We start from the raw sequence: 12,658 nt of genomic DNA, 5'->3' as shown, positions 1-12,658 counted from the left end.
GGTGTCAGCAACCCGACCTTACCGGGGAACATCGATGACCGCCGCAAAGCCGCTCGCTCGCTACGGCGCTGTTGAGGGCGCGCTCGCGAGCGGCTTCGCTACCGCCGAGCTACACCACGTCCGGGGACGCGACCGCACCAAGCCCGCTGGCTCCGGCCGGCGGGTTTTTTCATTTCCGTCGCGGGAACTCGATGATCGTCGCTTGTGGCTCTGTCTCAAGCTGCTCATGCCCAGGCTCCTCGTGCCAAAACACCTGTCGCAAATCGCGCTGGTCCACCTTCTGTCCGCAGTTCGGACAATTGTAGAAATGGCCTTCCTCGCGGATCAGGTCGCCGCCATGCAGTTTGCCGGGGATCGGCGGGCCAAGGTCTGATAGCTTTGTCATGACCGATCGAACTTCCAATTCGCGTAAAATGTTCCGGAACTATTTTAGCACATGCTAATTGAATCGCGGTCCTGCGAGTCAGTGCATGCGTTTGAAATTCATCGAGCCACTAATGCCGACCCTGGTGGAGAAGCCCCCCGAGGGCGACGGCTGGATTCACGAAGTGAAGTTCGACGGGTATCGGTCGCAACTCGTCATCGACGAGGACGGCACGCGCATCCTCACCCGCCGCGGTCTCGACTGGACGTCCAAATATCGCGACCTCGCGGCGGCCGGCGCTGCGCTTGGTGTCGGGAGCGCCATCATCGACGGCGAGATAATCGTTCTGAACGAAGCCGGCCTCTCTGATTTCGCCGAATTGCGAAAGGCGATCACCCGCCGGCAGCATGACCTCTATTTCGTCGCCTTCGATCTCCTGCACCTCAATGGTCACGATCTGCGCGACATGGCACTGGAGGACCGGCGCGAGATATTGGCAGCGGTGATCCCGCAAGGCGGCCGTATCCAGTTCAGCGAGCCTATGCCAGGCGACGCGAAAGCTATCTTCCACTTGGTTGACCAGGCCGGGCTGGAGGGCATGGTTTCGAAGCGCCGTGACAGCAAATATCGCAGCGGTCCGTCGACCAACTGGCTGAAGGCGAAATGCTATCAGATTGAAGAGTTCGAACTGCTCGGCGTTGAGCGTGAGCCGGGCAAGCCGGCCTTCGCGCTGATGGCTGAACGCGGCACGGGGCGCTATGTCGGCAGCGCCTTCATTAACCTGAACCGGGAAATGCGCGAACGGCTGTGGAAACGCGTCCAGGACCACGCGGGAGCGGCGCCTGAGGGCATGAAGCGACCGGCGACGCAATGGGTCAAGCCTGGTCTTATCGGCCGTGTGAAGCACTTGCGCGGCGAAGAGGATTTGCGGCACGCTTCGCTGCAAGACTTCCGGGAGGATATCGATGCCAATACGCACCAAGGCGAATGAGGCCGGCATTTTCAACCCCTCCGAGGTGGCGTTGCTCGGCAGGGTGTTTGAGCACTTGAGACTCGACAATCAGTCGCCGGAAGCTCGTGACGCCATTGCCTCCCGGATCATCGCCAACTACATGGCCGGCATCAAAGACGAGGCTGAACTTGTCTCACTTTCAAGACAGCCCTTGGGGCGCTAGCGGGAGGAAGACAGTGCCAGTCGCTAAAAAGGACCAGGAACGCGCCAACTACGCCTGGATGTACGGCGCCCAGGCTCGCAAGGACGGCAAGGAGCGTGCGGCGCCGGGATACTGGCAGGACTTTGCCGACGCCTGGCTGCAAGGCTTCGATGGCGAGCCGGTGACCGGTGGCGGCAAGATCAAGGCGGTAGGCGAACAAATGGAAGCGGAGATGGACGAAGCCGGAGTCGACAATCTGCCTACTGAGATTTGATGCACTCGCTTCCAATCAAGGCCAAATTTTCTGCGTGCGTCCGCTCGGTCGTGAGACCTCTATCACCTTTAAAGCGGGCTAGCGACGGAGCGCCTTCGACGTTGAAAACGATTCCGGCGTCCTCCAACGCTTGGCGTACTGCAGCGACATTATGGGGACGCGGTTTCCTAAAGCCGTTCTCAAAATCGCGAATCGTCATTTCGCTAAGATTAGCCTTTGAGGCAAGGCGCACTCGCGACCAGTTGAGTATGGCTCGAGCTGCCCTTGCTTGATCTGCTGAGAGTGGGTTTCGGCTATCCATAGCAACACGAACATTCAATATGGCTAAAATGTTCCCTTGACCCAGTCGTTTGACGCTTCGGATCTCGTCGGCATCGACACGCGCTTACGTGGTGCCCACTATGAGTCCGGACAGCCGTGCGGTCAAATCGAAGGCGGGCACCGGTGCCCGCCTTCGGGGTGGCCTAGCTTCAGCCGCCCATCTTCTTCGCCATTACGCAGAAATCCGCATGCGACTTGTTGATCGCGGTATCGCCGCAGTCTTTCAACACAGCCTGCTGTTCCTCGGGTTTCATGGCCATCCATGCGGTCTTGAAATCGCCTTCCGACCGCAAGGTTTTCATGCCGGCATCGGTGAAGAACGGCGACATCTTTGCCGGGTCGTCCAGCGCGGACGTTCCGGTGCTGGTGCCAGCCAGAGCCGAACCAGTCGTCATCGCAAGCGCTAGCGCGCCCATTGTTAGCATCTTGATGTTCATAGAAATTTCTCCCAATAAAGGGCTGCCAAAGCGACAGCTTGTTGCATCAACTTGGCTCTTTGGAAAAAGTTTCTCCGCTTAAACGAAAAAAGACCCGAAATGAAATACGCTGCAGGGCGCCCCATTAGTTGGGACCGAAAAGCCAAAAGCAGTCACCGGCCAGTTCGAGGCCGAGCTTGACGAAGGCGCAGTCGATAGCCGCCTACCAAGTGATTGGCTCTCGTCCAAAAATCGAGAGCGCGATTCCTGCCTATGATGTCAAATTTTATAGACGGCGGGTTTTAGTGCGCTCTAATACGAGGCTGCGTGCCGTTTCCGGTGGGTGTGGACGGCAAGCATGAGGCCGTCGCGAGGTGGGATGCGACGGCCTCTCTGAGGGACGAAAGCAAGCTGCGCCACGCCACAACGGCGCCCCAACAGACTCTTGCCGACACCCTGGCGCCCGCGAAAGCGTTCACGTCAACTGCTCTCATCCGGCATGCGGTAGGTCTAGCAAGCTCGATATCCAAGCGCTCATTGACCGCCTCGGGCCGGATCATGGCTCAATGCATCAGGATCTCGTAGGGCTTTTCAGCTGCTCGCATTGCAAGACCGCCGGTCGCGATAGGCGGCCCGTGTTCTTCACATGCATTCCTGACTACGAACGGATCGACGCGAAGCGCACAGCGACTGGAAGCCGACTTTCGAGCAGTAGCATAGGGGACTTCAGTCTCAGTTGAGCAATCTCCAATATGCCTATAAATTAGGCATTGCGGGCCAATAACCCCTAGCCACACCCACCCGCAAATGGCCCGACGTGCGCTTGGGTTCCGCCGACCTTCATGGCGCGTGTCGGGCTGTTTCTATTGACGTCTCCAAACAAATCCGAATTTCGCCACTGATTAGCTATCGCTAATATGCTATGTCATTAGGCGAGGGACGATATCATGGGGCGCTCGCAACGGTATTTTGCGTTTGCATTGCTTTTTGCCGGCGATGCCGACGCCCATAGCTGGTATTCCGGCAAGACCGATCCTGTTCTTCATCTCAATTGTTGCAGTGATCACGACTGCCATCCTATCGCTTCACGGGATGTCAGATCGACTAGGCAGGGCTATTACGTCCAGCAACCTCAGCCTTACTCACGAAATGACCCGCCTACTGGCGAGTGGTTCATTCCGTGGGACCGCGTCCAGGTATCGCCTGATGACAAATATCCTATCTGCGAAACTCTTTATCCGGCGTTTCGCGTAGGCAGATACCGAATGAGGTGGACCTGCTTCTTCGCCCCGCGCGGGACCAGTTAAGGGTGGCTCGTGGGAGCTGCCGCAATTCGCTGGCTCGCTTCTTCACCTGCATGTGGCAAGGCTGTTTTCAATGTCAAATGATCGCGGAACATTAGGCGGTTCTAAAAGTTGATCGGCGCGGCAGGTGGTGCCCTCCATCTCCTGCCGAAGATCGGGCCTCCGATCGGCCCGCGCACCTCTGGCCGAGAAGCGCGGGCTTTTCAATTTCTCCAGGGATAGAGATGGCCGACAAGCCCAGCGACCACGTATTTTGTTAGCGTCTTCGCATGTCTGGCGATCCCTAGAGCGTTTCCTGTTTTGAGAGAATCGTAGGATTCCCAAAGAAGGGTGTTTGTGATTCAAGATGCTGGCTGGATTGGAGGCCAGCATCTGATGACGCGAGCGCTTTCAAATGATCTTCGTGAGCGTGCAGTAGCGGCAGTTGGCGAGGGGGAGACCTGCCGTGCGGTTGCCTCGCGCTTTGGCGTTGCAGTTTCCTCTGTAGTGAAGTGGTCGCAGCGTTACCGTGCGACCGGATCGGTGGCGCCGGGCAAGATGGGCGGACACCGCAAGCGCGTTCTGGAGCCGCATCGGGCCTTCATCGTGGAGCGGATCAATCAGACCTCTGAACTGACGCTGCATCGGCTGAAGGACGAATTGGATGCGCGCGGGGTCAAGGTCTCGCACAATACGGTGTGGCTGTTCCTGCGCCGCGAGGGCCTGAGCTTCAAAAAAAACGCTGTTCGCCCTTGAGCAGGCACGCGCTGATATTGCCCGCAGGCGTCAGCGATGGCGATCCTGGCAGACCGGTCTCGATCCGCGGTGCCTGGTCTTCATTGATGAGACCTGGATCAAGACCAACATGGCTCCGCTGCGAGGTTGGGGGCCGAAGGGCAAGCGGCTGCGCGGTCTGGCGCCGCACGGCCACTGGCGCACGCTGACCTTCCTTGGCGCGCTGCGCTGGGATCGGCTCGCAGCACCTTGCGTCTTCGACGGACCGATCAACGGCCAATGCTTTCGCGCGTATGTCGAGCAGCAGCTCGTCACCGTTCTGAAGCCCGGCGACATCGTCGTCATGGATAATCTGGGAAGTCATAAGTCGGCGGCCATCAGGCAGATGATCAAGGCTGCCGGCGCCAGGCTTTGGTACCTGCCGCCCTACTCTCCAGACCTCAATCCCATCGAGCAGGCCTTCGCCAAGATCAAACACTGGATGCGCCAAGCTCAGAAACGCACCGTCGAGGACACTTGGCGCTACATCGGCCACCTCGTCGAAACCATCGAGGCAGCCGAATGCAAGAACTACTTCCAAAACGCAGGCTACGCTTCCGTCAAAACGTGAAAGGCTCTAGGGACGGCCCGCCGCTGCCGTGAATGGGGCGGCGGGGTTGTCGGACAGCAGAGTTTTGGGAGGCCGGCGCCACGCCTTGGAGAACAACGCGACACCGGCCGGACGAACCGTGAGGTCCGCCGCATTGCTCACATGGCTGATTTGCGGCGCGACTGTTATGCCGTGATCACGGAAGAGTTACGCAGGACCGTTCACACTACGCCCGGGATGATTGTTTGGCCTTCGGCTTGGCCGGAGCCTTTTCGGCGGCGCCGCTTTCCGCCCGGGCCTAATCGATTTTGCCAAGGCTAAGCGTTAGGCGGCATTCCTGCCCCAAAGGGCGCACGAACAAACGCCGTGTGAGCTTAAAATTTCATGGCGATTCCGACGCGGAAGTCGTGCGTCTGAACCGTGTGTTCAAGCGTGCACCCGCCGCCGCAATACTCCAGCGACTTCTTGCCGAAGAAGGAAAAATCGTACTCACCACGTAAGAACACGTTGTGAGTAAGTGCCACATCGACACCGGCACCCACAATGCCACCGACAATCGTCGCATCGCGCTCAGCAGGGCCGCCAGGATAGAATGTCTTCAACTTCGCTGCTGTGACACCTGCCGTGACGAACGGTAGATACGATCCCATATCCAAGCCAACCCGGCCCTTCAGAGAACCGAACAGCCCGGTCGACGCATCGAGGACGCCCGGTCCGGGAATGTCGTCGAAAGTGTTCTTCTTGAAGCGATAGCCAAGCTCACCTTCAAGACCATAGACGACCTTGCCTGATTCGAAGTTGTAGCCGGCGAAACCTCCAACGGTTGCCGAACCGACACTGTGTGTGGCACTGGCCCCGATATTAGGCTCGTGAATCTTGTAGTGCTCAAGCGTGCCCGCGCCGAAGACGCCAGCGTAAGCCCCTTGCCAAGTCCATTCAGGGGTTTCCACAGGCGAAACCATATCTGCAGCCATAACAGGCGCACACAGTGCCAAGCCAAAAACAGAAGCGAGCAAAAGGCTTTTCATTAGAATCCCCGGCGACCAAATCTACTGCAACCACAGTTAGGCAGCACCAACGATCTTGTCTGTAACCAGAAAGTCACAGGGCTAGCTCAAAACGACACCGTTCCAATGCCTCCGGCAATACGATTTGGATAGGCATATTGTGGAGCTAGCCGTCCTGCCGCTGGCCGAGCCACGCGGAAGTATGCGGGTTTTCCTCCATTGCCGACACCGTAATTCTTGAAGTCTGCCAAGCCCTGCCGTCCCAACCTACAACGGCACAGAACGCAAAACCGCAGAATCAGTTTCAGGTAAACCGTGTCAAAAACCTCGGCCATGATAGAGGTGTGCATGGTCAATGTAGTCGATTGTCCAAAACTGGACTCTGGCTCCGGAACCATCCTACATCTGGGAGGCGCGGAAAGACCGGTTGTCGTTAGCCGCCGACACGGTAGGTCCACGATATCGCCGGCGCGGTGCGGCGCCTACAAGGTCTCGGATGGGCGGCGGCTGCTTGGCGGGGCGTACGTCAACATGGACCGGCCTACGCTTCAGCCAAGCCAGAAGCATTTCCTCTAAAACTAATTTCAGGTTACGCGCCATGGAAGCAAAGCTCGCTACTGATGAGCCGTCCGCTCATTCTGAGCGGTTGCCCTGGCCAGCCTGGTCACCGCTTGCTCGACCTTTTTGGCGGCTGCGTCGGTTTGCTCAAAACTCAATTCGAGTTCGTGTCTCAGCAGCGCAAGCCTGGCCGCGCGATAAATCGGGCCGCTTCGTGCAATTTCTGGATTCAGGATCGGGATCATGGTTGGCAAATCCTCCAGCTGATTGACCCGGCTCCGATGTCAGAGCCGGGTCCAATCCGAGATCAGTAATCGTTGTTCTCGATAACTACGTGGCGGTGGCGGTGCATCGGGCGATCGTTCGAACGCTTGATGACGACGACATCGGGACGATGATGCCTGCGCCAATGATGGCGATGCCCGTTGTCGTAGAACGCCTCCGTGCCATGGCGGCGATGGTGGAGGCGACCGCCGTCTTCATTAATGACGACTGCTGCGGCGCGGTGATGATGGCGGTGCTGATTGGTCGTCAGAACGATTGCATCGGCCGAGGCAATGGAAGGCGCGGCAATGCAGAGCGCCAGAGCGCCCAAGAAGATAGTGGTTTTCAAGGTAAGAACTCCAGAAAATGTAAGTGCCCTTCGACCCTTCAACATACCAGGCAAGAATTTGTTCCTGCGATTGCGATTGCCCTGATCGGGCCGCGCGGCTTTCCGGCTGCCGTTCTTGGAGCGATGGCGAGGACCGGTCAGCCACGCGACCGAGGCGCTGGAAGGCTAAGAAGAGTTGACGGCGCGCGCGGAACATTAGGCATCGCTAATAGTTATTGATGCGGCAGAGGTTCCAACGCCTCAGCAAGTCCCGCGATCCCTAGGGACGCCCGCCGCTGCCGTGAATGGGGCGGCGGGTTCTGCCTTCATCATATATTGCAAATAGCTAATATAGCGGAACGCCCGACGGACATTCACGGAACTAAAGTGGTAACATCAGACCATAGTTTGACGGTGCTCAAGACTTTAGTCCTGCCAACTTATACTTAAAACGCAAGTTATCCGCGAGCCACCTTAGGGGGGCTCGGTACTCTTCCGACCGGGAGAACCTGACCGGCCAGGTGCGCAACATCGCCGAGGTGACGACAGCCGTGGCACTGGGCGATCTGTCGAAGAAGATTACGGTCGACGTGAAGGGTGAAATTCTTGAGCTGAAATCCACAATCAACACGATGGTCGACCAGCTCAATTCATTCGCCGGCGAGGTGACGCGTGTGGCGCGCGAGGTTGGTACAGAAGGCAAGCTCGGTGGCCAGGCGCAAGTGCGCGGCGTTGCCGGCACCTGGAAGGATTTGACCGACAACGTCAACTCGATGGCGGAGAATCTTACGGGCCAGGTGCGCAACATTGCCGAGGTGACGACGGCGGTCGCTTCGGGCGACCTGTCGAAGAAGATCACGGTCGCGGTGCAAGGTGAAATCCTGGAGCTGAAGGACACCATCAACACGATGGTCGATCAGCTCAACTCTTTCGCCTCCGAAGTGACGCGCGTGGCGCGCGAGGTCGGCACCGAAGGCAAGCTCGGCGGCCAGGCCGAGGTCAAGGGCGTCGGCGGTACGTGGAAGGATTTGACCGACAACGTCAATCTGATGGCTGCCAATCTGACCGGTCAGGTGCGCAACATCGCCGAAGTGACGACGGCCGTGGCTCGCGGTGACCTGTCAAAGAAAATCACCGTCGACGTCAAGGGCGAAATCCTTGAACTGAAGGATACCGTCAACACGATGGTCGATCAGTTGAATTCGTTCGCCTCCGAAGTCACGCGTGTCGCCCGCGAAGTGGGCTCGGAAGGCAAGCTGGGTGGACAGGCCCATGTCGAAGGCGTCGGCGGCACCTGGAAAGATCTGACCGACAACGTCAATGCCATGGCCGGCAATCTGACCGTCCAGTTGCGCGACGTGTCCAAGGTGGCCACCGCCATCGCGACCGGTGACCTGACGCAGAAGATCACCGTCGATGCTCTGGGCGAGATCTTGCAGATCAAGGACGTCATCAACACGATGGTGGACCAGCTCAATTCCTTCGCCTCGGAGGTCACGCGCGTGGCGCGCGAGGTCGGCTCCGACGGCAAGTTGGGCGGCCAGGCACAGGTTCGTGGCGTCGCCGGCACGTGGAAGGACTTGACCGACAACGTCAATGCCATGGCCGCCAATCTGACCGGCCAGGTGCGCAACATCGCCGAGGTGACCACGGCGGTGGCGCTCGGCGATCTGTCGAAAAAGATCACCGTCGATGTCCGCGGCGAGATTCTGGAGTTGAAGGACACCATCAACACGATGGTGGACCAGCTCAATTCCTTCGCTTCGGAAGTGACGCGCGTGGCGCGCGAGGTCGGCACCGAAGGTAAGCTCGGCGGGCAGGCGCAGGTGCGCGGCGTTGCCGGCACGTGGAAAGACCTGACCGACAATGTGAACTCCATGGCCGAAAACCTGACCGGCCAGGTGCGCAACATTGCCGAAGTGACGACCGCCGTGGCGCGCGGCGACCTGTCGAAGAAGATCACCGTCGACGTGAAGGGCGAGATCCTAGAGCTGAAGTCGACCATCAACACCATGGTGGACCAGCTCAATTCCTTCGCTGGCGAGGTGACGCGCGTGGCGCGCGAGGTTGGCACCGAGGGCAAGCTTGGCGGCCAGGCGCGTGTCGAAGGCGTCGCCGGCACCTGGAAGGACCTGACCGACAACGTCAACCTGATGGCGACGAACCTGACCAATCAGGTGCGTGGCATCGCCGACGTCGTGACAGCCGTCGCGCAAGGCAATCTCAAGCGCAAACTGACGGTCGACGCCAAGGGCGAAATCGCGTCACTGGCCGACACCATCAACGGCATGATCGAGACGCTCGCCACCTTTGCCGACCAGGTGACCAATGTCGCGCGTGAAGTCGGCATCGAAGGCAAGCTCGGCGGCCAGGCGCGTGTGCCCGGTGCCGCCGGCCTCTGGCGGGACCTCACCGACAACGTCAATCAGCTGGCCGCCAATCTGACCACCCAGGTGCGCGCCATTGCCGAGGTTTCGACAGCGGTGACCAAGGGCGATCTGACCCGCTCGATCAGCGTCGAGGCCTCCGGTGAAGTCGCGGCGCTCAAAGACAACATCAACGAAATGATCCGCAACCTGAAGGATCAGACGCTGAAGAATGCCGAGCAGGATTGGTTGAAGACCAATCTCGCCCGGTTTTCGCGCATGCTGCAGGGCGAGCGCGACCTTGCCACCGTTTCGCGGCTGATCATGTCCGAGCTCGCTCCTTTGGTGAATGCTCAGTATGGGGTGTTCTACGTCACCAACCGCGACGAGGAGGAGTCCTATCTCGAGCTGGCGGCGTCCTACGGCGCCGAGAGCAAGGCCGCAATCAAGCAGCGCCTGGACCTGCGCGAGGGCCTGGTCGGGCAAAGTGCCGCCGACAAGCGCGCCATCATGCTCGACAATGTGCCGCCGGAATTCCTGCGCGTCACGTCAGGTCTCGGCAGTGCCTCGCCGGCCAACGTCATCATCCTTCCCGCCTTGTTCGAGGATGAGGTCAAGGCGGTCATCGAACTGGCCTCGTTCGGCGAATTCCGTGACACGCACCAGTCGTTTCTCAACCAGCTGATGGAGTCCGTCGGCATCGTTCTAAACACCATTGCGGCAACGATGCGCACAGAGGGCCTTCTCAAGCAGTCGCAGTTGCTGACCTCGGAATTGCAAGCGCGTCAGACCGAACTGACTAAGAAGCAGGAAGAGCTGCATGCGACGAACGAGGAGTTGCAGGAGAAGGCGCAGCTGCTCGAAAACGAAAAGAAACAGGTGGAAAACAAGAACCTCGAGATCGAGATGGCGCGGCGGGCCCTGGAGGAGAAAGCCGAGCAGCTGGCGCTGACGTCAAAGTACAAGTCCGAGTTCCTTGCCAATATGAGCCACGAATTGCGCACACCGCTCAACTCGCTGCTCATTCTCTCAAACCTGCTTGCCACCAACCAGCAGGGCAATCTCAATGAAAAGCAGGTCGAGTTCGCGCGCACCATCAACTCTGCCGGAACCGACCTTCTCAGCCTCATCAACGATATCCTCGACCTGTCGAAGATCGAGTCCGGTACCGTCTCCATTGACATCAACGATATGCCGGTGACGCATCTGCGCCAGCATATGGAGCGCACGTTCCGCCAGCTGGCCGCCGACAAAGGCCTCGGCTTCACCATCAAGGTCGATCCCGCCCTTCCCGAAACGGTGCGAACGGACGAGAAGCGGTTGCAGCAGATTGTCCTCAATCTGCTTTCGAATGCATTCAAGTTTACCTCGGAGGGCGAGGTCAGCTTGAATTTCCGGGTCGAGAAGGCCAGCCGCCGCAACGGCTCGGGGCACGCCATGAAGGCTTTGGCGATCGCGGTAACCGACACCGGCATCGGCATTCCAGAAGACAAGCAGAAACTGATCTTCGAAGCTTTCCAGCAGGCCGATGGCACCACCAGTCGAAAATACGGCGGCACCGGGCTCGGGCTCTCGATCAGCCGGGAGATAGCGCGTTTGCTTGGCGGCGAACTGCGCGTTGAAAGCACGCCGGGCAAGGGCTCGACATTTACGCTGGTCATCCCATTCGCCGGCCCCCGCGTGGCCGCAGCGCAGTCGGCGTTGCCTGCGCCGACGGAGGTTGCGCCAGCATCTCTCGGCAATTCGCCTTCGGCAGAGCTGATCGACGACCGCGATACCATCGCGCCGACCGATCGGGTCGTGCTGATCGTCGAGGACGACCCGACCTTTGGTGGGTTGCTGCTTGGTCTCGCGCGCTCTGCGGGTCTCAAAGGCGTCTTGTCGAATGCAGGATCGGGCACCTTGGCCCTGGCGCGCAAACTGGTTCCCGACGCCATTACGCTTGATCTCGGGCTTTCGGATATCGATGGATGGGTACTTTTCGATCTGTTGCGCCACGATCAGAAGACGAAGGGAATTCCCATTCATGTCATCTCGGGTGCCGAAGATATCGACAGTCTCGCCCGCAAGGGGGCGTCCAGCATTTCCACCAAGCCTGTCTCCTCCGATGAACTGATGAAGGTGTTTCAGGACATCCACTCCAAGAAGCTGCGCATCCAGCGCCGCGTCCTGGTCGCCGACCCCGATCCGGAGCGCCGGCTATCGCTCGTCGAAGCGATCCGCGACGGCGTGACCTCGGTCACCGCGGTCGGCCGTTTCGCGGCAAATGTGGACGACATCGGCATGGCTTCTTATGATGCTGTCGTGCTCGGTTTCGGGCGCTCGGCCAAGGACAACGCACAAGCATTAGACGAGGTCAATGCACAGTTCGGCGAAGCCTTGCCGCAGCTGTTGTTCTTTGCCCCACATCCAGATGCGCTTGATCAGGTGCTGGCGTTGAACCCGGCGCTCGCGAATGCGCCGCGGGCCGAAAATTTTGCACAGCTGGCGCTTCATATCTCGGCGGCACTGCCGGGAGAAGGACGCGAGGAGGTCGCAACAGGAACCGAACAAACCGGCAAGTCCGATCTGGCGGGGGCGAAGGTTCTCATCGTCGATGACGACATCCGCAACATCTACTCGCTCACCAGTGTCCTGGAGACATACGATATCCAGGTTCTGCATGCCGAGCGCGGTCGCGACGGCATCGCCCTGCTGGAACAGACGCCCGATGTCGATGCGGCCTTGATCGATATCATGATGCCGGAGATGGACGGCTACGAGACGATGCGGCGCATTCGCGGCACGCCGGCGATCGCTCACATTCCGCTGATTTCGGTCACTGCTAAAGCGATGAAGGGCGACCGGCAGAAATGTCTGGACGCCGGGGCTTCCGATTACATCGCCAAGCCGGTCGATCTTGATCTGCTGCTGGCATTGCTTCGTGTCTGGATAGGTCGTTCCCGGTCACGCGTGGAGACCCCGGAAAGAATACTCATGGCAGTGAACTGACGGCCGCT

The 12,658-nt window shown here is 59.3% G+C and carries 11 protein-coding genes; 6 read left to right on the top strand and 5 right to left on the bottom strand.

The genetic code is table 11. The features are described 5' to 3' along the window. Window positions 1-34: 34 nt before the first annotated feature. The 4 genes from AC56QX_RS33950 to AC56QX_RS33935 all read left to right on the top strand — a co-directional run bounded on the left by AC56QX_RS33950 (window position 35) and on the right by AC56QX_RS33935 (window position 1,792). Complete coding sequence (locus AC56QX_RS33950; protein ID WP_497112895.1) at window positions 35-373, top strand: hypothetical protein; 339 nt, start codon at window positions 35-37, stop codon at window positions 371-373. Between the two features lie 97 nt (window positions 374-470). Continuing rightward, window positions 471-1,355 carry an ATP-dependent DNA ligase gene (locus tag AC56QX_RS33945; protein WP_497112894.1) on the top strand — a complete coding sequence of 295 codons (885 nt, stop codon included), beginning with the start codon at window positions 471-473 and terminating at the stop codon, window positions 1,353-1,355. Next, window positions 1,330-1,539, top strand: a complete 210-nt coding sequence (locus tag AC56QX_RS33940; RefSeq protein ID WP_497112893.1) for a hypothetical protein — start codon at window positions 1,330-1,332, stop codon at window positions 1,537-1,539. Before AC56QX_RS33945 ends, AC56QX_RS33940 begins: the two co-directional genes overlap by 26 nt. 13 nt (window positions 1,540-1,552) lie before the next feature. Next, window positions 1,553-1,792, top strand: coding sequence for a hypothetical protein (locus tag AC56QX_RS33935; RefSeq protein WP_497112892.1), 240 nt, complete (start codon window positions 1,553-1,555; stop codon window positions 1,790-1,792). Here AC56QX_RS33935 and AC56QX_RS33930 read toward each other — a convergent pair. Together AC56QX_RS33930 and AC56QX_RS33925 are read right to left on the bottom strand one after the other, a co-directional pair. Then, complete coding sequence (locus AC56QX_RS33930; RefSeq protein WP_497112891.1) at window positions 1,779-2,093, bottom strand: helix-turn-helix domain-containing protein; 315 nt, start codon at window positions 2,091-2,093, stop codon at window positions 1,779-1,781. The genes AC56QX_RS33935 and AC56QX_RS33930 overlap by 14 nt on opposite strands. 169 nt (window positions 2,094-2,262) lie before the next feature. Continuing rightward, window positions 2,263-2,550 carry a hypothetical protein gene (locus AC56QX_RS33925; RefSeq protein WP_497112890.1) on the bottom strand — a complete coding sequence of 96 codons (288 nt, stop codon included), beginning with the start codon at window positions 2,548-2,550 and terminating at the stop codon, window positions 2,263-2,265. 1,658 nt (window positions 2,551-4,208) lie between these two features. On the opposite strand from AC56QX_RS33925, the gene AC56QX_RS33920 reads away from it, so the two are divergent. Then, window positions 4,209-5,157, top strand: a protein-coding gene (locus tag AC56QX_RS33920) for an IS630 family transposase (RefSeq protein WP_497110998.1) whose coding sequence is annotated in 2 segments (ribosomal slippage) — window positions 4,209-4,544 and window positions 4,546-5,157 — 948 coding nt in all. Because the reading frame shifts where the segments join, the coding sequence is not laid out codon by codon here. Between the two features lie 353 nt (window positions 5,158-5,510). Here the strand turns inward: AC56QX_RS33920 and AC56QX_RS33915 are convergent. The 3 genes from AC56QX_RS33915 to AC56QX_RS33905 all read right to left on the bottom strand — a co-directional run bounded on the left by AC56QX_RS33915 (window position 5,511) and on the right by AC56QX_RS33905 (window position 7,314). Further along, a complete protein-coding gene (locus AC56QX_RS33915) occupies window positions 5,511-6,164 on the bottom strand; it encodes an outer membrane protein (RefSeq protein ID WP_497112889.1) in 654 nt (217 codons plus the stop codon). A gap of 593 nt (window positions 6,165-6,757) precedes the next feature. Next, complete coding sequence (locus AC56QX_RS33910; protein WP_497112888.1) at window positions 6,758-6,946, bottom strand: hypothetical protein; 189 nt, start codon at window positions 6,944-6,946, stop codon at window positions 6,758-6,760. 62 nt (window positions 6,947-7,008) lie between these two features. Then, a complete protein-coding gene (locus AC56QX_RS33905) occupies window positions 7,009-7,314 on the bottom strand; it encodes a hypothetical protein (RefSeq protein WP_497112887.1) in 306 nt (101 codons plus the stop codon). A 500-nt stretch (window positions 7,315-7,814) separates the two neighbouring features. On the opposite strand from AC56QX_RS33905, the gene AC56QX_RS33900 reads away from it, so the two are divergent. Next, window positions 7,815-12,650, top strand: coding sequence for a HAMP domain-containing protein (locus tag AC56QX_RS33900; protein WP_497112886.1), 4,836 nt, complete (start codon window positions 7,815-7,817; stop codon window positions 12,648-12,650). The last annotated feature ends 8 nt before the right edge of the window (window positions 12,651-12,658 follow it).

The organism is Mesorhizobium sp. RCAM 06353, assembly GCF_059683585.1.
Note: the sequence above shows the minus strand (reverse complement) of the source record. Positions and strands in the feature narration are given on the sequence as shown.